Genomic DNA, 24,796 nt, shown 5'->3' with positions numbered 1-24,796 from the left:
GAGATATTGTCTCTATGAACCGCTCTTGTTGTTTGCCCCCCGGCATACTGACTAGGCCCCGTATTCCAACGAGGCCTAGTCTTAGTCTTATCTCCTAAGAGATAATTAGAACGAACGCTGCAAGCGAACGAAACCAGACCAGACTTCGTCGCTGCTTGTCCAGCCATGATCCTGGTACTGAGCGGAAACCTTGGTGGTCAAGCCTTCAGCCAACTTATAGTCCAGCGTCAAGCCACCCTTCCAGATGTCACGGCCGGTGTAATCGCCGCTACCGTCAACCTCGGTGTTAGCGAAATACTGAACGCCAGGAGTCAGGGTCAGCTTGTCAGTGATCTTTGCTGCGTATTCAGCAGCAATTGTCCACTCAGCCTTGTCGTAGTAAGCGGAAACGCCGGTCGAGTACAAGCCAGCGACGCCGAGGACGCCAGGGCCAAGGTTAGCGGTTGCGAGCAGACGAACAGCGCCGTCGTTAGCAACTGCGTCCCAGCCACCGAGCAGGGTTGCTGTTACTGGACCGAAAGAACCGCCAACCTGGCCTTCAATGCCAACGCGCTTGTTCTGGCCGTAAGCATCAGCCTGGCTAAGGTCACGCGAACGGCTGTAGTAGCCGGTCAGTTCGTCAACAGCGATACCAGCGAAGAAGGTGTCAGACTTGTAGTTGTAAGCGATCGAGTTCAGACGGTTGGAGCCGAGGTCATCGGTTTCGCCGGAGAGGCCCGTATCGAAGTAGTTGTAGAATTCACCGATCTGGAAGCCAGCAACAGTGATGAAGGCTTCGTCGAGTTCGAGGCTGCCGCCGCTTTCATCAGCCCAGGTGCGGACCGTGATGGTGGAACCGATCGTGCCGAGTTCTGAGTCGTTCTTGGCGTCGAAAGTGACGAGGCCACGAGTACGAGCGTTCCAGTCGCGGTTACCCGACCAGGACGATTCGCTGTCGTTGCTGTTGCCCTGAACTTCGAAACGGACATAGCCCTTAACGCGAAGGCAGGTTTCGGTGCCGGGGATGTAGAAGTAGCCAGTGCCGAAGGCGTCGCAAACGCGGACGTATTCAGCTGGTTCCGGAGCAGCAGCAACGATAGCGTCTGCTGCCTGGGCGCCGGATACTGCTGCGAGAGCCGCAGCGGAGCCGAGAAGAAGGCTCTTGATGTTCATAATGACCTCCAGTCAAGTTTCATTAGGGTCTGGGCTTGTTTGGCTGAAGGACAGCATTTCCTGCCCCCATTCCCGTTAACGTATGAAACGGACGATCCACCGCCTCGCTTCTGGATTTGAAAATACAAAACGCTGCCGCGCTTGCAATCGACAAACGGCAAACGGGGCGGTTTCGCCATAGCCTTCCCCGTTTGATGTTGCTGAAAGGACACAAAGCTATGGCTGAACCGGGGCATTTGTTTACTCTTTGTTAAGAAACGCTTTGAAAAACAAAGGCTAACGCCAACCACCTGAAAACCGGCTTGAATTCCGACCTCATCCGAAATGCGGCAAATTCGGGCGATTCGATGCCCACGGGTGCTATTTGAAGCCGATCTGCAGCAGAGTCGCTTCAAGGTGAGACGATGTTTTCAACAGCCTCTCCGGCAGGCAGTGTAGCAAAATCGGACTGAGGACAGCCAGAATCGGTAGCGATTCTATTTTAGAGCCTAGCGATTCTCTCATCCAATCGCGGTGTCGCTCTTTACCTGACGAGGTTCGCGCATGAGTCCATTTCTTACAGGGAGAGTATGCCCGTCTTCTTATAAGGGCAATTAAAGGCAATCAAAACGAGACAGAGCAGCGTGGCCGCACGAGACGAGCATGCCGGAATTGTCCAGGCAGGCACAGTGGTGCGCGGTTTGCTTTGTTTGTCATGAGGAAATGGCGCCTTTATCGTGGAAGTTGGCGAAAAGCGCTTGCAATCGAATCTACGACGACATAATCAGACCGCACCGGAGAGGTGGCCGAGTGGTCGAAGGCGCTCCCCTGCTAAGGGAGTATACCAGAGATGGTATCGTGGGTTCGAATCCCATCCTCTCCGCCATCAAACAAACTTCCATTCAGTCATGTCATAACAATCGCAACGGCGCGCTGTCGTCGTTGAACGCGTGATCGTTTACCTTCCGCTCAGGAACCGCTCGATCTCGTCTGCAAGCGGCATGAGGTGCAGCAAGGGCGCGTGGCCCTGGCCCTTGGCGATGAACAGGCTGGCTGATGGATGGCGAGCGACCATTGCTTCGCTTGCCTGCTTCGATAGCAGTTGCGAATGCTCACCGCGAATGATCAGCAGGGGGAAGGGGGCCAGCGCCTCGTATTGCACCCATAGATCCGGGATGGGCTTGCTGAAATCGATGCTGGAGATTTGCGCGGCAATCGCGGGATCGTAGTCGGCGACGGGAATACCTTTTTCGTCCCGGTAGAGTGCCTGCGCCATGTCTTCCCAGTCCTGCTGTTCCAGCACCGGAAACGTCGAGCCATGCACGGATTTGAGATAGGCGGGGCAATCGGACCAGGTCTTTGGTCCGCCACCACTGCCCAAGTAATCCCGGATGGCGATCAGGCCCTCTTTTTCGAGAACCGGTCCCACATCGTTGAGAATCACGCGGCGAATACGGCTGGAATGCATGACGGCCAGGAAATGCAGCAGAAGTCCGCCTCTGGATGTGCCGATAAAATCCGCCTGAGCGATGGCCAGTTCATCCAGCACTGCGACCACATCGGCCATTTCCGTCAAAAGATTGTAGTTCTTCGGGTCCGGATCTCGCCCGGAGCCGCCACGACCGCGCGAATCGATGCAGATTACCCGTCTTCCGCCCGCAGCAAGCCGTTGCGCCAGGGGCGTGAAATCACGGTGATTGCGGGTCAGGCCGGGCAGGCAGACGATCGGGGGCAGGGAGGCCAGAGCCGTATCACCGCTGGCTTGGTAATCGCGCACGAACAGTTGGATACCGTCGGCGGCTGTAACCGTCCGGTCTTGAAAGGTCCCATTCTCCAGGTGTTGCATGCCGTGAACTCCTGTTGTCGTCACCTTATCCACTATCAGCCGTCAGCGGCCATATCGAAGATCGTGCTCGATATCTGCGGTCTGCCCCAGCCGGGTCTTGTAGATCTGGTAGTTTTCCATGACGCGCTGTACATAGCCGCGCGTTTCGGGGAAGGGGATGCGCTCGATCCAGTCGACCACGTCATCGATTGGCATGCCACGGGGATCGCCGTAGCGGTTGATCCATTCCGGCACCCGCTTCGGTCCGGCATTATAGGCAATGAACGTCAATATATAGGAGCCGCCGAAAGCATCGATCTGTTCACCCAGATAATGGGCGCCGAGTGTGGCGTTATAAGCGGCGTCCTGGGTCAACCGGTCCGGTGAAAATGCCATGTCATGACGTTTGGCGACGGCCTTTGCCGTGGCGGGCATCAGTTGCAGCAAGCCTTTGGCATTGGCGGCGGACACGGCTGCCGGGTTGAATGCGCTTTCCTGGCGCGCAATCGCATAGGCCAGAGCCTTGCCGGAGCCGGCGATATTGGCGGAAGCCGGAATGACGCCGATGGGAAAGGCCAGGGCAGGCACGTTTATGCCACGGCCATAGGCGGTCTTGCCCACTTGCAACGACAATTGGTGATTGCCAGCGCGCTCGGCCTTGGAGGCGAGAAGTGCCAATTCTCCAGGGCTTTGCAATTGTTCGGCCAAGGCCCGGTAAAGGCTTGCGCCGCGCCATTCGTGGCCGGCGGCCTTGTAGCGATCGATAGCGATAATGGCTTCCCGGCTGGCGAAACGGCGGCGGTCTTCGTCCGTCGGTGTGGGATAGCGAATGTCGAGTCGCGTTTGCTTCAGGCGGGCGCCTGCCAATTGTCCATAGAAGGTGCCGGGATAGTCGGCGGCCCGGACGAAATCCTGCCTGGCTGCGGTCGGATTGCCTTGCGCTTCATCGGCACGCCCCAGCCAATAATAGGCGCGTGAAGCCGACAAAGGCCGGTTCGATGCCTCGACAATCCGGCGAAAATGCTGGGCTGCGGTTTTTGGATCATTGAGGCCGCGCAGGGCATACCAGCCGGCATGAAACTCGGCATCGACGATATCGACCGGGTCGGTGGCGGTATAGCCAGCGGCAACCTGATAGGCCAGCCGGTATTTGCCGTCATCGGCAAGGCCGCGCGCCACAATACGCCGCTCATTCCACCATTCGCCCGGATTGACCAATCGTGACGCGTCTCTGGGCACAAGCGCCAGCAGTTTTGCCGCGTCCTGGTAATTGTCCTGACGGCGCTGATACTCGATCTTGACGAACAGCAATGCGGGGTCATTGCCAAACCGTGCGCTGGCGGCCTGGATCAGTGCTACGGCCTTGGGCGAACGACTGTTGACGGCCATCCAGGCGACATAAAGAGCCTGCGCATCGCCAAGCGACGCGAATCGCTTGGCCTGGGCGGTGCGGCCGCGATACATCAGATAATCCATCCGCAGCTTGTGATCGGCGCGGGTCAACAAACCGCCGAATTCGCTCAGGATGCGGTCTTCGGTGGCAATTTCCAGCGGCTGGCTGCGCCACAGGTCTTTCAGGATAAAAACGGCGCGGCTGCGATTGCCGCTTGCCACCAGGGCTCGGGTCAGGATGATCGTGCCTTCCGCCGTTTCCGGCTTGGTCTCTCCGAAGGCTGCCAATACATCCGACGCTGGTGGGTTTTCGCGCAGCAGCGCTTTTTCCGAATTGGCGCGGAACGCGGAAAGCCCCGGCCAGCCTTTCAGCTCGCGTTGGGCATTGGCAATTTCTGAGGAAGGGATACCGGCAAGGCCGGACATGGCAATCGACCATGTCAGCATATGACGGTCCAGCCCTTGAGGCATGGCATCGCGAATCGACAGCGCCAGCGCCCCGTTGCGGTCCGACAGCGCGTCGAGGCCGGATTTCAGCGGCGACCGTTCGACCGGCATGGGCGTGACAACCGGGATGGAGCCGGTAATGTCGCCAGAAATAGAGGATGAAGAAACAGAGGATGCGGAAGAGGCCGAAAGCGCTGCCGGGCGGTTGGCGGGCGCTGGTACATCCCCGCCACCCAGGAGCGGCTGGGACCAGGACACAGCGGCAGGGGCCAGCGCCGTCACACCTATGGACAGGGCTAGCTTGAGCAAAATGGTCCGTTTCATCGGCAAACTCGTCCGGAAAATGCGCATAGCTCCCATTAACTCTGACCCCGATTAATGAATGCTTAATGAAATGGCGTCAATGCGACGAAAATTCTGCATTGAAAAACTGTCATAAAACCGGCCGAACCGTGCTTGTACCGGTGCGGGCCTAGCAGTAATGTGCCCGCGTTTGATTGCACATTTACGGCTGACCAGGGATTGGCGGCTGTTGGGAGTTCTATGCATGTTCCAGGGTTCCATGCCCGCGCTTGTCACGCCGTTCACCGAAACCGGGGCGATTGACGAGAAAGCCTTTGCCGCTCATGTCGAATGGCAGATCGCCGAAGGCAGTTCCGGCCTAGTGCCGGTCGGCACCACAGGCGAATCGCCAACCCTGACCCATGCCGAGCACAAACGGGTGGTGGAGCTGTGCATCGAAGTGGCCGCCAGGCGGGTTCCGGTGATTGCCGGCGCTGGCTCCAATAATACGATGGAAGCCATCGATCTTGCCCAGCACGCTGAAAAGGCCGGGGCCGATGCCGTTCTGGTGGTGACACCCTATTATAACAAGCCGACCCAAAAGGGGCTGATCGCGCATTTCTCGGCGATTGCGCAGGCGGTCTCCCTGCCGATCATCATCTACAATATTCCGCCGCGCTCGGTGATCGACATGAGCCCGGAAACCATGGGAAAACTGGCCCAGGCCCATAAAACCATCGTTGGCGTCAAGGACGCCACCGGCAAGCTGGAGCGGGTATCCGAACAGCGGATCACCTGCGGGCGTGAGTTCATCCAATTGTCCGGCGAGGACGCGACTGCGCTGGGCTTCAACGCCCATGGTGGGGTTGGCTGCATTTCGGTGACGGCCAATGTCGCGCCGCGCCTGTGCGCCGAGTTCCAGGCTGCGACGCTGGCCGGGGATTTCGCCAAGGCGCTTGATTACCAGGACCGACTGATGCCGCTGCACAAGGCGATCTTCCTGGAGCCAGGTCTTTGCGGGGCGAAATATGCCCTGTCGCGGCTCGGCCGGATGGGTCGGACCGCCCGCCTGCCGCTGCTATCGACGCTGGAGGCCTCGACGGAAGCGGCCATCGATGCCGCCCTTCAGCATGCGGGCCTGATAAACTGAGATCATCGATGGACGGCTGGGCCGGAGTACACATTGGCTCCGGCTTCTTCCATTACGGGTACTGCTGTATTACATAAGGCCGGACAGACCGGAGCATTAACCCGCCGGCGGTAAGAAAAAACAAAAAGCATAGGTCGGATTGGACAGAGTTCATGGCACCCAGAGGCAGCCAGCGCACCGTAAACAAGATCGTCGCGGAAAACCGCAAGGCGCGGTTTAACTATGAGATCATCGATACCTACGAGGCTGGCATCATGCTGACCGGCACGGAGGTCAAGTCTCTGCGTGAAGGCAAGGCCAATATTGCCGAATCCTATGCGTCGGACGAGGGTGAGGAAATCTGGCTGATCAATTCGCATCTGCCGGAATATCTTCAGGCCAACCGTTTCAACCATGAACCGCGCCGTCGTCGCAAATTGCTGCTCAACAAGCGCGAGATCAACCGGCTGCGCGTGGCCATCAATCGCGAAGGCATGACGCTGGTGCCGTTGAAAATCTATTTCAACGAAAAAGGCCGCGCCAAGCTGGAACTGGCCTTGGCCAAGGGCAAAAAATTGCATGACAAGCGCGAGACCGAGAAGGAACGCGACTGGAACCGGCAGAAAAGCCGGTTGCTGAAAACGGGCTGAGATGCGTGTAAGTTGTCAAAGCGCCGCATAGAGTTTGTCAGGGAAAAGTGGAACCCGGTTTTCCCGAAAAGACAAACGAAAACAAAAGAATCTAGAGTCTGTCTGGTTCAATTTGAACCTGACAGACTCTCGTACGGCGCTTTGACAGGCATGGCATGAATTTTACCGCCCGTGCATACCAATCAGGAAAGCATAGGCCGCCAGCCGGGCGTGCCGCTCCTGCTCCTCCCGGGACGAGATGTCCCGGTGGTCGAGGCCGATATCGCGCAATTGATGCGCATTCAACTCACTTATGTGGTTGCTCGGCTTTCCATTGCCGCGGCGTAAGGCACAGCGCGCCAGTCCCGAAGCGATCCAGCGATAGGCCATCGCAAAGCGACGGGTGAAACCGCCTCTGGGGGCCAGGACAACACTGTTTTTCGTCGGTTCTGTCGTGCGCATGATCTTTTCCTTTCAAGCGGGCACGAGGACAGGAGCCTACGTCTCGACGACGCAGACAAGCGATGGGTGAGGGGTGAAAAGGTGGCAGGCCGAGAACCTTGTTATCCATCATGGAAACAGGGAGGTTTTCCCTTTTCCTGGAAATACTCTGGCTGCCAGTGGACGCGCGAAAAATGACCGAGATGCGTCAAATCGTCCAGCGAATGTTTTGAATGACAACGATCAGCAACGCTTATGGGTTGTGTTTTATGCGCCGTTCGTGATTGAGCAACCACTGTTTGCGCCACAGCCCTCCGCCATAGCCGGTGAGGCTGCCATCCGCGCCAATGATGCGGTGGCAGGGTATGACGATAGCGATCTGGTTTGCTCCATTTGCCCGCGCCACCGCCCGCACGGCGCTTGGACGACCAAGGGATGTCGCCAGCTCTGAATAGCTACAGGTCTCCCCCACCGGAATGTGCCGCAGCGCTTGCCACACATCGCGCTCGAATGGCGTTCCATGTCCGGCCAGCCGGGTTTGGAATCCCCGGGTTTCGAATCCATTGGGATCGCCGCTGAAATAGCGTGCCAGTTCTGCCGCAATCTGTTCGGTCACGGCGGTTCGCCCAATTGTTACTCCGCAGCCTTGTCGTTCCTTCAGACGGTTCAGTTCCGTGGACAGGGCAGGCCGGTCGGCAAATTCGAGCAGATGCAGCGCGTGATCGTCGGCAATCGCCAGCATCGGCCCGACCGGCGTGTCGATCCAGTCAGCCTTGAGCAGGTTGAGGTCCTTCATCCTTGCCGGAGCATTGCCGAGCAATTGGGTGATGGCGGCACGAAAGCCGCTGCCGGATTCATATCCGGCTTCCATCTGCGCTTCGATCACAGTCTCGCCAGCGGCAAGGACTTCTGTGCCAAGGCTGATCCGGCGCAATCGCGCCATTTCGATGAAGCTCACTCCGAACCGCCGTTTGAACGCGCGCCGGACCGTGGATGGATCATGACCGAGTGCAATGACGTCTGATTCCTGCCAGCGGCGGCCAGGATCGGCGTCCAGCCGGTCGAGTAAGGCTTTTACCAGCGGATCGGCGTGACCATAGGCAAGAAGCGGGCGGCAGCGCTTGCAAGGGCGAAAGCCGCCTTCAAGACAGGCGGCGATGGTGTCTGTGAACCGGCAATTTTCCGGTTTGGGTTTGCGCGCCGTACAGGTGAATCGGCAGAAAATCCGTGTCGAGGTGACGCAGACATAGGCGAAGCCGTCATAGGACGCATCTTTGGCGACCAGCGCGGCGTAAAGGATATCTTCGGAAGGTTGTTTGAACAGCATGAACAGGTTTTACGTCATTTTACCGGATGCCGACGCCGAAAAACGGGCATGGATATGCCCGCTCTCAAAAAATATTCTGGCTGGATAACCAATTTTATTTTTATCCGGTCGTCAGGCGGCGTAGCTCTGGTGATAGGCCCCGGACCGTGGCGTATGCGCCTTCGTCCCTCGCGTCTGGAAACGGGCCAGCAGCGATGCCAGGTGGTCGGATACACCTTGCAGCGTATGGGTTGAGGCGTTGGTTTCCTCCACCATCGAGGCATTCTGCTGGGTCAACTGGTCCATGCTGGAAATAGCGGCATTGATTTCATTCATGCCGGATGCCTGTTCCTGGGCGGCCTGGGCTATGGCTGCAATATGTCCGTCCACTTCACGAACCTGATCGCTGATGGTGCGCAAGACGTCGCCGGTCTGGTTGACCAGGGCCACGCCATTGGCGACGTCTTTCGACGAGCGGTCGATCAGCGTTTTGATTTCCTTGGCGGCATTGGCGGAGCGCTGTGCCAGTTCACGCACTTCCTGGGCCACGACTGCGAAACCCTTGCCTGCCTCGCCCGCCCGTGCGGCTTCTACCCCGGCATTCAGCGCCAGCAGGTTGGTCTGGAAGGAAATTTCGTCGATGACGCTGATGATCGAGGAAATCTTTGTCGAGCTGTCCTCGATGGCGCTCATGGCCGCGACCGCATTGCCGACGATCTCGCCGGATTTGCCGGCGGCCTCTGCGGCATGGCTGGCCACCGTCTGGGCTTCGCGGCTGCGCAGCGCCGATTGCTTGGCAATCACGCTGATTTCCTCCAGCGCCGCAGCCGTCTCTTCAAGGGCGGCGGCCTGTTGTTCCGTCCGCTTGGCCATGTCGTCGGTCGCCCGGGTCAGTTCACGGGTATTGGCATTGACCTGGCCTGCCTCGTGGCTGATTTCGTCGAAAGCGCCCGCCAGGGTGGCCACGGCCTTGTTGAAATTGCCGCGCAAGGCCTCGTATTGTGGCGCAAGCGGTGTGGTGATCTGTGCCGTCAAATTGCCGTTGCTGAGTGCTGCCAATGCATTGTCCAGGGCGCTCAGAGCCTGTTGCTGTTCTTCTTCGATTCTGGCGCGCTCCGCGGCAATTTTGCTGCGCTCCTCGCTCAATGCTTCACCATAGGTGGAAATGGCGAAATCCATATCCAGCATCGTGGCGCGGATCAGCGCGGAGATTTTTGGAATGGCGCCTTTCAATCGGCTGCCAAACAGCGTTCCGCGCATCTCTGCTTCCAGCACGCCGGTGACCAGGCCTGAGAGAATCAGGCCATAGCCGTCGATATACCAGCGCGGCTCAAGGCCCAGCTTTGCATGGGTGCGGCCAATCGTGGTTGCCGAGGCAACATAAGCACCATCCAGATGGCCGGAAAGCAAATGGCTCCAATGCTTGATCTGTTTCTGTTTGGCATGTTCAATATGGCTGTCGCTGGAAAAGAACTTCGCCGCTTCCGGATGCTGTTTGGCGGTTTGGTAGAAGATGTCCAGCGTCGGACCGATGGAATGGGCAATGATCGGCTGCAAGCCGGCGACGACCTGCAGATCGCTTGCCGTCAGCTTGAGGAAAGCCATTCGCTTGTGAAGTTCGCCATTGTCATCGGTTGCATTAGTCATGAAACACCCTGGTTCACTTATCCTGTTTTAAAAATGCACGATCGTCAGCCATTCAACACGGAGATCGGCGCTGCGCTTTGCCATAACGCGAGGTCTCCGCTACATCCCATTTTGTCCAAGGTGTTGAAGACAGGATGCAAGAGGTGGTGCCTCGAGCCTTCTGTCGCTATCCGAGGAAAATACTCAGCCCAGAGACGCGCTATGGTTGTGTTGTTGGTCATCATTCTCACGGTTGTGGATCTGTTAGGATCTCACCTCGCATGGAAATGTTAACGCCCAGAAATTTAACAATAGGATAATAAGGCGGTCGCCAGCGTCTATCCGCAGGAGCGGGTAAACCAAGATATTATCGCAAAAACCCTTAAAATATGCAGAGCTTACGTTGCTGAATATTTAATAGATACAGTCGTGTCGCGATCCGCTATGCGTGTGTCGCATCTTATTTGAGCCGAAATATTTTTTATCAAGAAAGCAAACGGCAGGGCGGTTGCGTGGCAACCATCAGTTTATGTCCCTGAATAATGCGGGAAAGACATGTGCCCGACCATGGTAGAGGGGACCCTGGCTGACCCAGGGTCGTCTCATTGTGCAACAAATAAAAGCGCTACAGCGGAAATGAGTGCGCCATATTTGGCTCGGCGCTATCGGCGATCAGATCTGCGGCTCGGCGAGCATGGGTTCGACTTGGCGCATCGGCCGTTCGCTTGGATCGCGACCGATTTCAGCCTTCAACGATACGAGATCGATGAAATGATCGGCTTGGCGGCGAAGGTCGTCGGCAATCATCGGCGGCTGGGTCGACATAGTCGAAACCACGGAAACCTTGCGGCCCTTGCGCTGAAGGGCTTCGACGAGCGTGGTAAAATCGCCGTCGCCGGAGAAGATCACCAGATGATCCACAGTTTCGGACTGTTCCATCGCATCGATGGCCAGTTCGATATCCATATTCCCCTTGACCTTGCGGCGGCCCATGGAATCGGTGAATTCCTTGGCCGGCTTGGTAATGACCTTGTAGCCGTTATAGTCCAGCCAATCGATCAGCGGACGGATCGACGAATATTCCTGGTCTTCGATCAACGCGGTGTAATAGTAAGCGCGCAGCAGATAGCCACGCTTCTGAAATGCTTTGAGCAGCTTGCGGTAGTCGATATCGAAACCAAGGCTTTTGGAAGCCGCATATAAATTTGCGCCATCTATGAAAAGCGCTATTTTTTCTCTCGGATCAAACATCCTTCAACATCCTTTGTTATATACATTAGCGCGGCATCATGTATGGCCAGCCTCGGGTTCCAACCCGACTCAATGTATTATGATTTAATCATATATGAATTGTGTATCCAGCGATAGAGCATATTCCAACCGACTGTTGATTGAATCTTTATGAGTTTCCAATTTTTTTTACAATTTCTAGGTTGAGTCCGGCTGAAACGACGCTCAGGAAAAACTTGAACTCCGGCGATAATACATGTATCCGGTCTGTCAATCCCTCAGGAATAAATATTAAAAGCCCCAGGACTAAATAGTAAAAAGAAGGACAGACCATGGCACGCGTCACCGTGGAAGATTGCATCGACAAGGTCGATAACCGTTTCGAACTGGTTCTGCTGGCAAGCCATCGCGCCCGTCAGATCTCCCAGGGAGCCCAGATCACCATCGACCGCGACAATGACAAGAATCCTGTCGTTGCCCTGCGCGAAATTGCTGACGAGACCCTGTCGCCTGATGATCTGAAGGAAGATCTGATCCATTCCCTGCAAAAGCATGTCGAAGTCGACGAGCCGGAACAGGATGCTGCCTCCATTGCCGAAGGCCAGCTGACCAGCGGCTCGCAAGACGAGGACGAAATGCCGGAAACCGTAGCCTTCGACCAGATGTCGGAAGAAGAGCTGCTGGCCGGCATCGAGGGCCTTGTCCCGCCGGAAAAGAGCGACGATTACTGATTGCCGAAGTCTCAAGATCGGCGTACCGGTCTTGAGGTGGTCCGATCTTTCAAACTCTCTGTGCGTCAATCGGAAGGTTGGCGCGCTTTTTCTTTTGAGAGTGCGTCTTCGACCAGCGTTGTTGTGGCCTGATTTTCGATTGATGGAGTAGCCTTGGCATGATGCGGCAGTATGAGCTCGTGGAGCGGGTACAGAAGTACAAGCCCGACGCCAACGAAGCATTGCTCAACAAGGCCTATGTCTACGCCATGCAGAAACATGGCCAGCAGAAGCGAGCCAGCGGCGATCCCTATATTTCACATCCGCTGGAAGTGGCCGCCATCCTCACCGAAATGCATCTGGACGAGTCGACTATCGCGGTTGCCCTGCTGCATGACACGATCGAGGATACCACGGCGACTAGGGCCGAAATCGACGAATTGTTCGGCGAGGATATCGGCCGGCTCGTCGAAGGCCTCACCAAGCTGAAGAAACTCGACCTCGTTACCAAGAAAGCCAAGCAGGCCGAAAACCTGCGCAAGCTGCTGCTGGCGATTTCAGACGATGTGCGGGTTCTGCTGGTCAAGCTGGCTGATCGACTGCACAATATGCGCACGCTGGAGCATATGCGCCCCGACAAACGCGCCCGGATTTCCGAGGAAACCATGGAAATCTATGCGCCGCTGGCTGGCCGCATGGGCATGCAGGACATGCGCGACGAGCTGGAGGATCTGTCCTTCCGCTATATCAATCCCGAAGCTTACGAGACTGTTACCAAGCGGCTGGAAGAGCTTTCCCGGCGCAATGAAGGGCTGATCAAGAAGATTGAAGACGAATTGAGCGATCTTCTGGTCGCCAACGGTTTGCTCCAGGCCTCGGTGAAGGGGCGCCAGAAGAAACCCTATTCGGTGTTTCGCAAGATGCAGTCCAAATCGCTGTCCTTCGAGCAGCTTTCGGATGTCTACGGTTTTCGCATCCTGGTCGATGGCGTTGCGGCCTGCTATCGGGCGCTTGGCATTGTCCATACCCGCTGGCGGGTGGTGCCTGGCCGGTTCAAGGACTATATCTCGACGCCGAAGCAGAATGATTACCGGTCGCTGCACACCACCATCGTCGGCCCGTCGCGCCAGCGTATCGAGTTGCAGATCCGCACCCACCGCATGCATGAAATTGCCGAGTACGGCATCGCCGCCCACGCGCTCTACAAGGATGGGGAGGGCGGTGGCGAAGGCGAGTTGCTGTCGCGCGAAAGCAATGCTTATTCCTGGCTGCGTCATACCATCGAGGCTCTGGCGGAAGCCAACAATCCGGAAGAGTTTCTTGAGCACACCAAGCTGGAACTGTTCCAGGACCAGGTCTTCTGTTTCACTCCGAAGGGCAAGTTGATCGCCCTGCCGCGCGGCGCCACGCCGATCGACTTTGCCTATGCCGTTCATACCAATATCGGCGATACCACTGTTGGCGCCAAGATCAATGGCCGGATCATGCCGCTGGTCACCCGCCTGGCCAATGGCGACGAGGTGGAGATCATTCGCTCCGGCGTGCAGGTGCCGCCGGCGGCCTGGGAAGAGATCGTCGTCACCGGCAAGGCCCGCGCCGCCATCCGCCGGGCCACCCGTATGGCGATCCGCAAGCAATATTCCGGCCTCGGCTACCGAATCCTCGAGCGCACGTTCGAGCGCGCCGCCAAGACCTTTTCCCGCGAGATCCTGAAACCGGTTCTGCACCGGCTGGGCCATAAGGATGTCGAGGATGCCATCGCGGCAGTCGGTCGCGGCGAAGTGTCATCGCTTGATGTGCTGCGCGCCGTATTCCCTGATTACCAGGACGAGCGCGTTACCGTAAAGCCTGCCATGGACGATGGCTGGTTCAATATGCGCTCGGCCAGCGGCATGATGTTCAAGCTGCCGCAAGGCAAGAAGGCGTCTGACGCCGCAAAGCCTGCCGATGGCAGTCTTGCGGAGGAGCTGGATCCACTGCCGATCCGAGGGCTGGCTGGGAATCTCGAAGTGCATTTCTCCGCAGCCGGTGCCGTTCCCGGTGACCGGATTGTCGGCATCATGGAAGACGGCAAGGGGATCATCATCTATCCGATCCAGGCGTCTGCCTTGCAGAAATACGATGACGAGCCGGAACGCTGGATCGACGTCCGCTGGGATCTGGATGAGGCCAACAAGTCGCGCTTCCATTCCCGCATCCTGATCAACGCCATCAACGAGCCGGGTACGCTGGCCAAGGTGGCGCAACTGATTGCCGGGCTGGACATCAATATCCGGCTTCTGTCCATGATGCGCGTCGCTGCCGATTTTACCGAAATGGCCTTCGATCTGGATGTCTGGGATCTGCGTCAACTCAACCAGCTTTTGTCCCAGCTGAAGGAGCTGGATTGCGTGGCAACCGCCAAGCGGGTTTATGATTGAGGCTTGGATTGCCAATTTCGATTGAAATTATGCTGCCGATACAAAGCGTTACAGCGTCATAGGTGTGTTTTATAGCGTGCACGGCGCTGTAAATGATCACTGTCCGCTTCGTCGGTGCCGCCAATGTTTCGACATCGGAGCCGTGTTTCTGATCAAATTTCGTGCAGTTTCTGGCTAAATTCCGCGGTTTTTAATGATGCCATGCATTATGCGCATGGCTGGCAACGCGCCTTGTCTCTGGTTCTTTGTGCAGTGCACTCGTATATTGAGGTCATCGAAACAAATACAGAGAGATAAGACAATGTTTGGTCCTATTCGCAAATTTGCCCGCGCCCTGCGCGTCCCGACTGCCCAGGAACGTGAAATGGCTTACCTGAACGCTGCCCATGACCGCCTCGACCTGGAATATCGCCAGCGCGAAATCGATGGTGGCCTGTTCCGTCGCATCCGTTAATCGCTATACGCCGGGCGCATGGCTGACCTGTGAAATCAGCTATGCCGGGTGAAGCGGAATTGGATGATGAAAAAGATGGTCGCGGTCTTGCCGGGGCTTGTGAATGAAAGACGAGGCAAATCCAGCCACGTCGTGTTTCCTGATACGGGACCATCATCTTTGGGTGGTCTCGCCGACGAACGAGATGCGTTCGGGTGCTGCTTGATATCAAATCAGCTCATATTAAATTTTTATTCCTGATGTTTTTCCGGGAATAAGCTAGCCTCCGTAACCGTTATATATCTTGGCCAAGTGTTTAACTTGGATTGCTTGGTTTATCGGCTGCGCATCGGCAGCATTGTGATGAAGACCGACGACCCCGACCTATGCCGCCTTTTTCTCGTAAGGCTCGTTTCTCAACGATAATTGTCTGATCCGTGTGCGCTTCTGTCGTGTTATCGGGACGCAAGCGCGTGATGCAACGGTTTTGCCGTTGCCGGTTCGGCCTGAAACGACTAGAGAAACGTCAGACTGACGAATTATGAAAGAGACCGGCGTGACGGATAAAGTCGAAAAGAAGCAGAATGCCCTTTGGGAGAACATCAAGGTCATCATTCAGGCGCTGGTGCTTGCCATGGTGATTCGCACCGTGCTGTTCCAGCCTTTCACCATTCCGTCCGGCTCGATGATGCCGACGCTGCTGGTGGGTGATTATATCTTCGTCAACAAGTTCTCCTACGGCTATTCGAAATATTCGCTGCCTTTTTCCCTCGATCTGTTCTCTGGCCGTATTCTGGCGAGTGAGCCCAAGCGCGGCGATGTCGTTGTCTTCCGCTTTCCGCCCAATCCTGACATCGATTATATCAAGCGCCTTGTCGGCCTGCCGGGCGACCGTATCCAGGTGACCGATGGCGTGTTGCTGGTAAACGGCAAGCCGATACCGAAAGTGCCGGACGGAACCTTCACCTCCGATTACCGGATGGATGCTGGGCGCGACGTGCCGGTCTTCCGCGAAACGCTGGATAATGGCGTCAATTACGACACGCTGGATGAAATCCAGAATTCGGCTGGCGATAATACCCGTGAATTCACCGTTCCCGCCGGTCATTACTTCATGATGGGCGATAACCGCGATAATTCCGCAGATAGCCGTTTTGATGTCGGCTTCGTTCCGGCTGAAAACCTCATTGGCCGTGCGTCGGTGATCTTCTTCTCGCTTGGCAACAACACGTCCTTCCGCGAAATTTGGAAATGGCCGTCCAATATGCGGTGGGACCGTTTGTTCAAGGTTGTTCAATGAAGGCTCCCAAGGCCCTGACTGCTGAGGAACGCGAAAAAGTGGAGGCCGTGATCGGCTACCACTTTATCGGCAAGGAGCGGCTGGATAAGGCGCTGACCCATTCCAGTGCGAGGCCCGCTAAAGGTAGCGATTATGAGCGCCTGGAATTCCTGGGCGACCGGGTGCTTGGCCTTTGCGTGGCCGAGCATTTGTTCAAGGTGTTTCGCGCTGCCACAGAAGGCGAGTTGTCGGTGCGGTTGAATCAATTGGTCAGCGCGGAGACCTGTGCGGCGGTGGCCGATGAAATTCAGCTGCATCGCTATATCCGCACCGGTGCCGACGTCAAAAAGCTGACAGACAAGAATATGCTGAATGTGCGGGCCGATGTGGTGGAAAGCCTGATTGCCGCCATTTATCTTGATGCCGGGCTGGAAGCGGCGCGCGCCTTCGTGTTGAAGTTCTGGGCTGAGCGTGCCTCAAGGCAGGATGCCGGTCGGCGTGACGCAAAGACCGAGCTACAGGAATGGGCACACGCGAAATTTGCCGTGACACCGGTCTATCGGGTTGCGGACCGCTCTGGACCAGATCATGATCCGAGCTTCACGGTCACGGTGGAAATCGGCAAGCTGGAGCCGGAAACCGGAATTGACCGGTCGAAGCGCGCCGCAGAACAGGCGGCGGCGACCCGGTTGCTGGAAAGAGAAGGCGTGTGGACGAGATCCGCCGCCTCAGATTGATTGGATGACAATGACCGAGCATGAAAACCAACCGGCTGGCGATGGCCAGATCGCAGACACCGTCGCTGGCACCGTGGCCGAAGATGCAGCTGTTGTTCGGCCAACCCATTCTGGCTTCGTTGCCTTGATCGGTCCCACCAATGCCGGCAAGTCAACCCTGGTAAACCGGTTTGTGGGTGCCAAGGTGTCGATCGTCAGCCACAAGGTGCAGACGACGCGCGCCGTCATGCGCGGCATCGCCATCCATAACAATGCGCAGATTGTCTTCATGGACACGCCCGGCATTTTCAAGCCACGCCGCAAGCTGGACCGCGCCATGGTGACATCCGCCTGGGGCGGGGCCAAGGATGCTGACGTGATCCTGTTGCTGATCGACAGTGAACGCGGATTGCGCGGCGATGGCGAAGCCATTCTGGAAGCATTGAAAGATGTGCATCAGCCGAAAATCCTGGTGCTGAACAAGATCGACCAGGTTCGTCATGAAGACCTGTTGAAATTGGCCTCCACCGCCAACGAGGCGGTGAAGTTTGAGCGTACCTTCATGATCTCAGCCACCAACGGTTCCGGTTGCCAGGACGTGATGGATTATCTGGCCGATTACCTGCCGGAAGGCCCCTGGTATTATCCTGAGGATCAGATTTCCGACCTGCCGATGCGCCAACTGGCGGCGGAAATCACCCGTGAAAAACTCTTCCTGCGCCTGCATCAGGAATTGCCCTATTCTTCTCATGTCGAAACCGAGAAATGGGAAGAGCGCAAGGATGGCTCGGTCAGGATCGAGCAGGTGATCTATGTCGAGCGCGACAGCCAGAAGAAGATCGTGCTTGGCAAGAATGGCGATGCCATCAAGTCGATCTCCACCAGTTCGCGCAAGGAAATGTCGGAAATTCTCGAACAGACGGTTCACCTGTTCCTGTTCGTGAAAGTTCGTGAAAACTGGGGCAACGATCCCGAACGGTTCCGCGAGATGGGCCTGGAATTTCCGAGGGACTAAACGCTTTTCGCTCTATCCCTTGATCCGGTTGGCGATAAACTTTGAAATCGACGGGCCGAGCGCCAGGATCATCAGAAAGCGTGCGGTTTGCAGGGCCAGCACGAAGGGCAGGTCCACATGGGTGGTGGCGGCAATGATCGCCACCGAATCCAACCCGCCCGGGCTGGTAGCGAGATAGGCGGTCAGCGGATCGACGCCGAGCAGATACCACAGCAGAAAAGCCAGACAGCCGCCAAAGGAAATCAGGATCAGGATCGACAGGGCAACCTGGGGTGCAGCCTTGGCGGCATGTAGCAAAAGACGGCGGCTGAAGGCCAGCCCGATGCGCCATCCGACCATGGCATAGGCCACGGCCAGCAGCCAGAGCGGCAGTTCGATCTTCACCAGCCCGAAAGAATTCAGCACGGCCATAACCAGCATGGGCACCAGCATCGTGCCTGCCGGGATTTTCAGATAGTGACCAGCGGCAGTGGCCGCAGCGGTAATTGCCAGCGTCAGGGCCAGCGCTTGCCAATCAATTTCAGGAAAAAACACCAGGGGTGGCGGCTCCGCTCCGGCGATATTGAAAACGAAGGCCGCCATGGCCGCCGCCGCCGAGGCCACGCAGACCACCCGCAGATATTGCATGAAGGCAACCAGCCGCGTATCTGCGCCGTAAGCTTCCGCCATCAGCACCATGGCCGAGGCCGCTCCGGCGGAACTGCCCCAGACTGCCGTGGTTCCCGGCAGAACCTGGCGCTTCGCCATGATATAGCCGAGCAGTGAACTGAGTGCGATCACCGACAGCGTCGCGCCGATAAACAGCGGCCAATCCTGCAAGAACCGCCGCAAGATATCGCCATTCAGCGATTCGGCGATCATGCAGCCCACCAGCGCCTGGGCGGCAATATAGGGTGGGCGCGGGAGGGAAAGTCTTGCGCCATTGGTGGCAAACACGATAGCGGCGATCATCGGCCCTAGCAGAAGCGCTGCCGGGAAGCGGACATATTCCAAAGCCCCAGCCACCAGCAGTGACAAGAGCAGTAGTAGCATCCATTTAAGCGCGGACGGAAGCGTTGTCAGCCGGCCATCGCCCAAGGCGGGTTCGGTGTTTTTCGTGTCCATTGGGGTCATGTCATGCCGTCTTGCGGGATTTGAACCAGGGATACGGCGTTGAAGTGAAGTCTGCCGCAGGTTGAAAGGCCGGGTTGTTGTATAGGGTGATCTTCTCGTCAACGCCATGCGAAATTCTGGCGCGAAGGCTCTCGCATGGCTGCTATGCTGCCGGCGGCCAAGCGCGTAGCTGGCTTGCAGCGGGATCGATGGACGGATGTTGATTTTTTATGGGCGAAAATTATCGCTCTGGTATAAAAACAATCCATGGAATGGACCGATCAGGCAATAGTGTTGGGTGTACGCAGGCATGGCGAAACCAGCGTCATTGCCGAAATGATGACATTGGCGCGGGGCCGCCATCTCGGTCTGGTGCGGGGCGGGCGATCACGCACCATGCAGCCGGTGTTGCAGCCGGGCAATGTTGTGGAAGTTACCTGGCGGGCGCGGCTGGAAGAACATCTAGGAGATTTCCGCGTCGAACCATTGCAGTTGCGGGCTGGTCATCTGATGAGTTCGGCCACGGCGGTCTATGGTGTGCAGGCGCTTGCGTCTCTGCTGCGGCTGCTGCCGGAGCGCGAGCCGCATGGGCATTTGTATGAAGCGATGAATATTATTCTCGATCACCTGCATGAGCCAGCGTCGGCAGGCGAATTGTTCATCCGCTTTGAACTGGCAATCCTGAACGATCTTGGTTTCGGCTTGGACCTGACGGCCTGCGCAGCCACCGGTGGGCGTCAGGATCTGGTTTTCGTCTCGCCGAAAACGGGAAGGGCGGTTTCCTACGCCGCCGGTCTGCCCTATGCGGATCGCCTTCTTACTCTTCCGGTTTTCCTGCAACCGGAGCCGTTCGTCGGCAAAAACAAACAGGCCGATGCGCAGGCCCTGCAACAGGCCTTCCGGCTCACCGGTTATTTTCTACAAAGACATGTGTATGAACCGCGCGGGCTCACGGCTGGAGCCGCGCGCGATGGTTTCTGTCAGGCGGCGCTGAAAGCCTTGGAGACGCCGGATGAGATTGCGCTGGGTGGAGCTGCCCCGAAACCGGTGAGGGTGCCATAGGCATTCTCGTCGGATTTTTTCATATGCGTGCGGATGGCGCGTTGCAGTTCGGTGACATTGCTGTAAACGCCGCCGTCCAGATCGATGACTGGAAATTTCACGGCGATGAACTTGACCCGGTTGCCTTCCGGGACGCTGATTCCAACCGGCACACCGGCATATTCGATAACTTGTTTTTCCATAGTCATATCCCCGCCCGCTTTGATACGCAGGCCAATAGTCGATCAATTGTGGTGTCTTGTTTTAAGAACGCGTCACATTCGACAGCAAATGAAAGACATCATCATAACGCCTCTCACGCCAAGCGGGCATAGATGCGAGGAGCGCGCCGCATGGTGCGATAGTCTGCGCATATGCTTTACCTCCTTGCCAGGGAGCCGGTTATGGAACCGGCTCTAGATTGAACACGTGTCGGTGGATTTCCTGTCCGATTGACAGATCCTGGTAGCGTGTAGCGCCACCTTCTCGACAGCGTTGAAGGTAAGATCAATGGGTCGATCCGTCAATGGCGCTCCAATCAAAAACAAAATATATTTTTGTGATCGATTGAATATGAAGGTTTCATGGCAAAATGAATCCCACATGCCCCATTTCGGAAAATAGCGTTCGCATTGCGGCAAAATCTGCGCAGTCGCAAAAAGCCAGAAAAAATTCCCGTTAAAATTGAAATATTGGACTTTTATGCAAAATATCTGTCGGTTAAGAGAACGGTTTACCGGCGTTTCCTAAGTTCGATGCCTTCCGGTCGCCTCTCCAGCACCTCGACAGTATCGCCAAGGCGCAGTGTGCCGATGGCGCGGGGAACAGCGTTCCAGCCGAACAGCGGACCGGGAACGCGCTTATCGCCTGACATTCGAAGCCGTCCCATGGCAGCAAGCGGCGAGGGGCCGGAGCGCGATCCAGTCTTTTGATCTTGTGTTGTCATGATACAGCGGGTGCAGGGCTTGACGAGATCGAAGCGTAATCCGCCGATGGCGATGCTGGCCCATTGGTCTTCCTCCCAGGGCAGTGCGCCGTCGATGACGATATTGGGCCGGAAGCGGTCCATGGCAACCATGCCTTCCCCATGGGATTCCATATCGGCATTCAGCGCGTCGAGCGAGGCTATCGTGGTGATCAACACCTGATAGCCATCGGCAAAGGTGACGGGCGTGTCCGGTCCGGCCCAGTCTGCATTGGCCAGGCGCGAGGCCCGTTCATCGAACAGAACTAGTTCGAGCGGCCTGCCGAACCATTGCGACAAGGTGTCGTTGACGGCGGGATCAGCCAGGGCCGAATCAACCAATGACCGCCAGACCGTGACCGATTTGCGGCTGGTAAAACTTTTCAGTGACAGGCTAATGCTGCGACCGTCATCGAGTTGCAGTTGTAAAAACTCCCCATCCAGACGCACATCCAGCCGGGCCAGTTCCGGCAGCTCTCGTTGGGTGACGAAATGCCCTGAGGGCTCCACCAGCATCAACTGGCGGTCGCGGCAAAGACCCTCGGGACGAATGTCGGCTTGGCCCAGGGCAATGCCGCGCGCGCTTTTTAGAGGATAGATGCAAAGGTCGGAGAGAAACATCGAATCAGATCTCCTCAAGAAAATCGCTGAAAATTGCCTGTAGGCGGGTATGGCGCTCGTGCGCCATATGTTGCCCGGTCGGGGTCTGGAAGCCATCCGCCAGCTTGAAAAGCTTGGTCTGAAAATGGTCGATGGCAAAGCGCTTGTCGTCCAGCGGGCGTTGTAAGGCCTTCGGATCGGCTGGATCGTAAAGGCCGGAGCCTAGCCGCCCGGCAATGTAGAAACAGCGCGCCGCCCCGACTACCCCGATGGCATCCAGCCGGTCGGCATCTTGCAGGATTTTTGCTTCCAGTGTTTCGGGTGCAAGATTGGCTGAAAAACTATGGGTGAGGATTGCGTGGGATACCGCTTGGATGCTGCTCGCTGGCCATTGTCTGTCGTCAGCCAGGATTGTTTCAGCTTTCTTTGCGGCAAGGCGGGACGCATCCGCACGGTTGGGTGCGTTCTTTTCCATGGGGACGCAATCATGCAGCAGCACGGCAGCGACAAGAACCTGACTGTCGCCGCCTTCGATCGCGTGAATGCGCATGGCGTTTTTGAACACGCGCAAAATATGGGCAGCGTCATGCGAGCCGTCATTGCCCTCAATGGCATGCGGCAGGAGCCATTTGGCAAGATCGTCATGAGGGGCGAAGGCTGTGGTGATCATCGGGGCATCTTCTCGCAGGGAATCAGTCGGCTCTGCTGTATCATTGCCCAAATCCACTGAGATTGAAGGATAAATCCACCCTCAAAATCGCATGATTTTGCCCTGGCCTCCGCGATGGGTAAAACAGCAAGCAAGGACGCAATTTTTCCTGATCCTGCGGGGCTATGCCTGAGCGTTTTTCAATCCAACCTTCGGAACCCCCGGTATTCATGGGGGTATTCTTGAGCTCATACAAATTATCACCTATAACAAATGCCTTTTGACGAAAGGCCCCAAATCACGATAGTCAACGCTCAGCGCCTTCCTGTCTTGCGTGTAAATGGCGCTATAAAAATAGAAACAACCTAGACAGGGGTTTTCAATGACGAGCGTTTCTTCAGCGTCTCTTTCTTCCGTATCGTCTTACAATGTAGGATCGACATCCAGCCTGGACACCAATGGCGATGGTGTCGTTTCTGCGGAAGAACAATCTTCAGGCTCTACCAGAACTCAGGATCCGACCGTTCTGAGCGACAGTGCCGCCAACAGCACATCCTCGCAGCTTTCCAGTGACCTTATGGCGATGGAACTGTCCCGTGGCGACACGACGTCCACCGACCAGAATGCAACCAAGTCCATCGACACTGATAGCGATGGAAAAGTAACCAAGGAAGAATTTGTCAATGCACGTCCGGAGGATGTGTCTGAGGAAGATTCGACCAAGATGTTCGAGGCCATTGACTCGGAAGATGCTGGCTATGTGACCGAAGACCAGATGCAGCCTGACGGTAAAATGCCCCCTCCGATGATGATGGGCGGTATGGGTGGTATGGGCGACATGCAGAGCCTTAGCAGCATGATGTCCGGTGACAGCAGTGGTAGTGAAGACAGCATGTCCATGGATGATGTGTTCAGCCAGATGAGCTCGGTCATTAATGCCTATCGTTCCGCTGGCGGCACTGCCGACGAAACCGATACGACCGGACAAACCGCCGCTGCCTGACGGGTCACTATCGCACCCGGCCATCCCGGTACAAGGCTTTGGGACTGATCGTTCTATGCTTGAGACTGGGAAATCGTTATAGCAGCCATGAGGCTGAATGCTGCCCAGGAGGGCCGCTACTTGCAAACAAACGGCATGGAGACATGATGCCTATGCCGATTGAACCCATTTCGGGCTTTACAAATCTATTTCTTCTTTATTCCCCTCAACGCTGATTTATAGATCCCTCGGATCGAGCGCTCATCCGTATCAAGCAGAGCTGGAAACTGGATCGGCTGCTAGAATTGGCAGCACAAACGGCGCATTGCCATCGGCATCCTGGCCACGGCCTAGTTTTTTCATCGCCGCAACGAAGCGCCCCCCGCGTGAAAGCAAGGTATCGGCAATCTCCACCATCCTGATATTGGGCGTTGCAAACGGCGACGCGGCCCGCAAGCCTAGCGCCAGCGCTTCTTCGTCCTGTTCGGGATGCAGCGCGAGGCTGGCAATCAAGGCCGCGGCTGGAGAGCGTGATACCCCCATCCAGCAATGGATCAGCAGCGGCGCAGTCTGGTTCCAATCCTTCACAAAATGAATGATCTGTTCCACATGCACATCTTGCGGAGCGATGAGGTCGCCTCTACCGGCAAAGGTAATATCGTTCAGCGCAAGCGTCAGGTGCCGGCCCGGTGAAATCACTGCGGGGCGATGAAAATCCTGCCCCTTGGCCAGCAGGCTGATCATTTCTTTCGCCTTATGGCGCACCGCCATCTCGGCAAGGCGGGCCAGCGGACTGACGATGAAATAGGTCATGGCGCACCCGGACCGGATTTTTTGTGTTTTTCTGCCTCACGCAGCCGCTCGATGGCGTCAAAACGATCCGCGAATTGCCGCTGCGCTTCAATGGCTGGCATAGGGCTGAGCGGCAGCATGTCGGCGGTTATATGGCGCGGCTGGCCGAAGATCCGCACGGCTTCCGCGCTGGTAAATCCGGCAAGCTCGGTGGCCTCGAAATAGGCGGCGATGCTATCGGCTTTCTTGATCAGGCTTTTCAGGCTGGCCGTGGGATGCGAGGGCAACCCAAACCGCAGATGGATGGCCGCCTCCAGCCGCTTTTCGACCAGCTTATAGCCGCCGCCCACCACCGCCTTGAAGGGCGAGATCATGTCGCCGATCACATATTCCGGGGCATCGTGCAGCAAGGCCATTTGCAGGTCGTTGGCATTGTATTTGCTATTGCAGCGGCGAAAAATCTCTTCAACCACAAGGCTGTGCTGGGCCACGGAAAAGGCATGGTCGCCAACCGTCTGGCCATTCCAGCGGGCGACGCGGGCCAGGCCATGGGCAATATCGGAGAGCTCGACATCAAGCGGCGAAGGATCGAGAAGATCGAGGCGACGGCCCGACAGCATCCGCTGCCAAGCCCGCGCCGATATCGGAGGAGGGGCGGCGGGCAT

The 24,796-nt window shown here is 56.9% G+C and carries 23 protein-coding genes and 1 tRNA gene; 11 read left to right on the top strand and 13 right to left on the bottom strand.

Going from position 1 to position 24,796, the window contains the following annotated elements; all coding sequences use genetic code 11:
* Positions 1–105: 105 nt before the first annotated feature.
* Positions 106–1,152, bottom strand: a complete 1,047-nt coding sequence (locus tag H1Y61_RS14020) for a porin (RefSeq protein WP_174110397.1) — start codon at positions 1,150–1,152, stop codon at positions 106–108.
* A 775-nt stretch (positions 1,153–1,927) separates the two neighbouring features.
* Between H1Y61_RS14020 and H1Y61_RS14015 the strand changes: the two genes are divergently transcribed.
* A tRNA-Ser gene (locus H1Y61_RS14015) sits at positions 1,928–2,017 on the top strand.
* Positions 2,018–2,089: 72 nt separating this feature from the next.
* Here the strand turns inward: H1Y61_RS14015 and H1Y61_RS14010 are convergent.
* Positions 2,090–2,977 carry an alpha/beta fold hydrolase gene (locus H1Y61_RS14010; protein ID WP_180572940.1) on the bottom strand — a complete coding sequence of 296 codons (888 nt, stop codon included), beginning with the start codon at positions 2,975–2,977 and terminating at the stop codon, positions 2,090–2,092.
* Positions 2,978–3,019: 42 nt separating this feature from the next.
* Complete coding sequence (locus tag H1Y61_RS14005) at positions 3,020–5,119, bottom strand: lytic transglycosylase domain-containing protein (RefSeq protein ID WP_235680742.1); 2,100 nt, start codon at positions 5,117–5,119, stop codon at positions 3,020–3,022.
* Between the two features lie 223 nt (positions 5,120–5,342).
* Between H1Y61_RS14005 and dapA the strand changes: the two genes are divergently transcribed.
* A complete protein-coding gene (gene dapA / locus H1Y61_RS14000; protein ID WP_180572938.1) occupies positions 5,343–6,227 on the top strand; it encodes a 4-hydroxy-tetrahydrodipicolinate synthase in 885 nt (294 codons plus the stop codon).
* A gap of 152 nt (positions 6,228–6,379) precedes the next feature.
* The gene (gene smpB, locus H1Y61_RS13995) at positions 6,380–6,856 is read left to right on the top strand and encodes an SsrA-binding protein SmpB (protein ID WP_015915448.1); all 477 of its coding nucleotides are present in this window, start codon (positions 6,380–6,382) and stop codon (positions 6,854–6,856) included.
* A gap of 162 nt (positions 6,857–7,018) precedes the next feature.
* Here the strand turns inward: smpB and H1Y61_RS13990 are convergent, their stop codons facing one another.
* The 4 genes from H1Y61_RS13990 to H1Y61_RS13975 all read right to left on the bottom strand — a co-directional run bounded on the left by H1Y61_RS13990 (position 7,019) and on the right by H1Y61_RS13975 (position 11,459).
* Positions 7,019–7,297 carry a hypothetical protein gene (locus tag H1Y61_RS13990; protein WP_156553616.1) on the bottom strand — a complete coding sequence of 93 codons (279 nt, stop codon included), beginning with the start codon at positions 7,295–7,297 and terminating at the stop codon, positions 7,019–7,021.
* A 232-nt stretch (positions 7,298–7,529) separates the two neighbouring features.
* Positions 7,530–8,603: a bifunctional transcriptional activator/DNA repair enzyme AdaA gene (locus tag H1Y61_RS13985; RefSeq protein ID WP_180572937.1), complete on the bottom strand. Its 1,074-nt coding sequence runs from the start codon at positions 8,601–8,603 to the stop codon at positions 7,530–7,532.
* Between the two features lie 111 nt (positions 8,604–8,714).
* Positions 8,715–10,229, bottom strand: coding sequence for a methyl-accepting chemotaxis protein (locus H1Y61_RS13980; RefSeq protein WP_180572936.1), 1,515 nt, complete (start codon positions 10,227–10,229; stop codon positions 8,715–8,717).
* A 651-nt stretch (positions 10,230–10,880) separates the two neighbouring features.
* The gene (locus tag H1Y61_RS13975) at positions 10,881–11,459 is read right to left on the bottom strand and encodes a LabA-like NYN domain-containing protein (protein ID WP_015915451.1); all 579 of its coding nucleotides are present in this window, start codon (positions 11,457–11,459) and stop codon (positions 10,881–10,883) included.
* Positions 11,460–11,770: 311 nt separating this feature from the next.
* Here H1Y61_RS13975 and rpoZ point away from each other — a divergent pair, with 311 nt between their 5' ends.
* From rpoZ to era, 6 genes are all read left to right on the top strand, one after another.
* Positions 11,771–12,169, top strand: a complete 399-nt coding sequence (rpoZ, locus tag H1Y61_RS13970) for a DNA-directed RNA polymerase subunit omega (protein ID WP_015915452.1) — start codon at positions 11,771–11,773, stop codon at positions 12,167–12,169.
* Positions 12,170–12,327: 158 nt separating this feature from the next.
* Positions 12,328–14,568, top strand: coding sequence for a RelA/SpoT family protein (locus tag H1Y61_RS13965; RefSeq protein ID WP_060715908.1), 2,241 nt, complete (start codon positions 12,328–12,330; stop codon positions 14,566–14,568).
* Between the two features lie 301 nt (positions 14,569–14,869).
* On the top strand, positions 14,870–15,022 hold the full coding sequence (locus H1Y61_RS13960) for a DUF3563 family protein (RefSeq protein ID WP_015915454.1): 153 nt from the start codon (positions 14,870–14,872) through the stop codon (positions 15,020–15,022).
* A 535-nt stretch (positions 15,023–15,557) separates the two neighbouring features.
* The gene (lepB, locus tag H1Y61_RS13955; RefSeq protein WP_087727723.1) at positions 15,558–16,301 is read left to right on the top strand and encodes a signal peptidase I; all 744 of its coding nucleotides are present in this window, start codon (positions 15,558–15,560) and stop codon (positions 16,299–16,301) included.
* Positions 16,298–17,017, top strand: coding sequence for a ribonuclease III (gene rnc, locus H1Y61_RS13950; protein WP_156619643.1), 720 nt, complete (start codon positions 16,298–16,300; stop codon positions 17,015–17,017). The genes lepB and rnc overlap by 4 nt, the downstream gene beginning before the upstream one ends.
* Before the next feature lie 10 nt (positions 17,018–17,027).
* Positions 17,028–18,011 (top strand): GTPase Era, encoded by a 984-nt coding sequence (gene era, locus H1Y61_RS13945; protein ID WP_071204731.1) that lies wholly within the window; start codon positions 17,028–17,030, stop codon positions 18,009–18,011.
* Between the two features lie 12 nt (positions 18,012–18,023).
* Here era and H1Y61_RS13940 read toward each other — a convergent pair whose 3' ends face one another.
* Positions 18,024–19,115, bottom strand: a complete 1,092-nt coding sequence (locus H1Y61_RS13940) for an AbrB family transcriptional regulator (protein ID WP_409363984.1) — start codon at positions 19,113–19,115, stop codon at positions 18,024–18,026.
* Positions 19,116–19,370: 255 nt separating this feature from the next.
* On the opposite strand from H1Y61_RS13940, the gene recO reads away from it, so the two are divergent.
* Positions 19,371–20,165: a DNA repair protein RecO gene (gene recO / locus H1Y61_RS13935; RefSeq protein WP_180572934.1), complete on the top strand. Its 795-nt coding sequence runs from the start codon at positions 19,371–19,373 to the stop codon at positions 20,163–20,165.
* Here recO and H1Y61_RS13930 read toward each other — a convergent pair.
* From H1Y61_RS13930 to H1Y61_RS13920, 3 genes are all read right to left on the bottom strand, one after another.
* Positions 20,084–20,347, bottom strand: a complete 264-nt coding sequence (locus tag H1Y61_RS13930) for a hypothetical protein (RefSeq protein ID WP_070167428.1) — start codon at positions 20,345–20,347, stop codon at positions 20,084–20,086. The genes recO and H1Y61_RS13930 overlap by 82 nt on opposite strands.
* A gap of 530 nt (positions 20,348–20,877) precedes the next feature.
* Positions 20,878–21,729, bottom strand: coding sequence for an MOSC domain-containing protein (locus H1Y61_RS13925; protein WP_180572933.1), 852 nt, complete (start codon positions 21,727–21,729; stop codon positions 20,878–20,880).
* Positions 21,730–21,733: 4 nt separating this feature from the next.
* Positions 21,734–22,378 (bottom strand): HD domain-containing protein, encoded by a 645-nt coding sequence (locus tag H1Y61_RS13920; protein ID WP_180572932.1) that lies wholly within the window; start codon positions 22,376–22,378, stop codon positions 21,734–21,736.
* A 361-nt stretch (positions 22,379–22,739) separates the two neighbouring features.
* Here H1Y61_RS13920 and H1Y61_RS13915 point away from each other — a divergent pair, with 361 nt between their 5' ends.
* Positions 22,740–23,360, top strand: a complete 621-nt coding sequence (locus H1Y61_RS13915) for an EF-hand domain-containing protein (RefSeq protein ID WP_060715901.1) — start codon at positions 22,740–22,742, stop codon at positions 23,358–23,360.
* A 249-nt stretch (positions 23,361–23,609) separates the two neighbouring features.
* Here H1Y61_RS13915 and H1Y61_RS13910 read toward each other — a convergent pair whose 3' ends face one another.
* Entirely contained in the window at positions 23,610–24,152 is a 543-nt protein-coding gene (locus H1Y61_RS13910) for a tyrosine phosphatase family protein (protein ID WP_180572931.1), read from the bottom strand.
* Positions 24,149–24,796: a YfbR-like 5'-deoxynucleotidase gene (locus H1Y61_RS13905; RefSeq protein ID WP_180572930.1), complete on the bottom strand. Its 648-nt coding sequence runs from the start codon at positions 24,794–24,796 to the stop codon at positions 24,149–24,151. Before H1Y61_RS13905 ends, H1Y61_RS13910 begins: the two co-directional genes overlap by 4 nt.

Source organism: Agrobacterium vitis (assembly GCF_013426735.1).
In the GTDB taxonomy this organism is placed as follows: Bacteria; Pseudomonadota; Alphaproteobacteria; order Rhizobiales; family Rhizobiaceae; genus Allorhizobium; species Allorhizobium vitis_D.
The sequence above is the reverse complement of the archived record's forward strand: the minus strand, read 5'-3'. Positions and strand labels throughout refer to the sequence as shown.

Coding starts and splice junctions, on each gene's coding strand:
- H1Y61_RS14010 (WP_180572940.1), bottom strand. CDS start 2,977: ATGCAACACCTGGAGAATGGGACCTTTCAAGACCGGACGGTTACAGCC.
- recO (WP_180572934.1), top strand. CDS start 19,371: ATGGAATGGACCGATCAGGCAATAGTGTTGGGTGTACGCAGGCATGGC.
- H1Y61_RS13930 (WP_070167428.1), bottom strand. CDS start 20,347: ATGGAAAAACAAGTTATCGAATATGCCGGTGTGCCGGTTGGAATCAGC.
- H1Y61_RS13910 (WP_180572931.1), bottom strand. CDS start 24,152: ATGACCTATTTCATCGTCAGTCCGCTGGCCCGCCTTGCCGAGATGGCG.
- rnc (WP_156619643.1), top strand. CDS start 16,298: ATGAAGGCTCCCAAGGCCCTGACTGCTGAGGAACGCGAAAAAGTGGAG.
- H1Y61_RS13980 (WP_180572936.1), bottom strand. CDS start 10,229: ATGACTAATGCAACCGATGACAATGGCGAACTTCACAAGCGAATGGCT.
- rpoZ (WP_015915452.1), top strand. CDS start 11,771: ATGGCACGCGTCACCGTGGAAGATTGCATCGACAAGGTCGATAACCGT.
- H1Y61_RS14020 (WP_174110397.1), bottom strand. CDS start 1,152: ATGAACATCAAGAGCCTTCTTCTCGGCTCCGCTGCGGCTCTCGCAGCA.
- H1Y61_RS13990 (WP_156553616.1), bottom strand. CDS start 7,297: ATGCGCACGACAGAACCGACGAAAAACAGTGTTGTCCTGGCCCCCAGA.
- H1Y61_RS13925 (WP_180572933.1), bottom strand. CDS start 21,729: ATGTTTCTCTCCGACCTTTGCATCTATCCTCTAAAAAGCGCGCGCGGC.
- H1Y61_RS13920 (WP_180572932.1), bottom strand. CDS start 22,378: ATGATCACCACAGCCTTCGCCCCTCATGACGATCTTGCCAAATGGCTC.
- H1Y61_RS13915 (WP_060715901.1), top strand. CDS start 22,740: ATGACGAGCGTTTCTTCAGCGTCTCTTTCTTCCGTATCGTCTTACAAT.
- H1Y61_RS13975 (WP_015915451.1), bottom strand. CDS start 11,459: ATGTTTGATCCGAGAGAAAAAATAGCGCTTTTCATAGATGGCGCAAAT.
- H1Y61_RS13960 (WP_015915454.1), top strand. CDS start 14,870: ATGTTTGGTCCTATTCGCAAATTTGCCCGCGCCCTGCGCGTCCCGACT.
- H1Y61_RS13985 (WP_180572937.1), bottom strand. CDS start 8,603: ATGCTGTTCAAACAACCTTCCGAAGATATCCTTTACGCCGCGCTGGTC.
- H1Y61_RS13965 (WP_060715908.1), top strand. CDS start 12,328: ATGATGCGGCAGTATGAGCTCGTGGAGCGGGTACAGAAGTACAAGCCC.
- H1Y61_RS14005 (WP_235680742.1), bottom strand. CDS start 5,119: ATGAAACGGACCATTTTGCTCAAGCTAGCCCTGTCCATAGGTGTGACG.
- smpB (WP_015915448.1), top strand. CDS start 6,380: ATGGCACCCAGAGGCAGCCAGCGCACCGTAAACAAGATCGTCGCGGAA.
- era (WP_071204731.1), top strand. CDS start 17,028: ATGACCGAGCATGAAAACCAACCGGCTGGCGATGGCCAGATCGCAGAC.
- H1Y61_RS13940 (WP_409363984.1), bottom strand. CDS start 19,115: ATGGACACGAAAAACACCGAACCCGCCTTGGGCGATGGCCGGCTGACA.
- dapA (WP_180572938.1), top strand. CDS start 5,343: ATGTTCCAGGGTTCCATGCCCGCGCTTGTCACGCCGTTCACCGAAACC.
- H1Y61_RS13905 (WP_180572930.1), bottom strand. CDS start 24,796: ATGCCCGCCGCCCCTCCTCCGATATCGGCGCGGGCTTGGCAGCGGATG.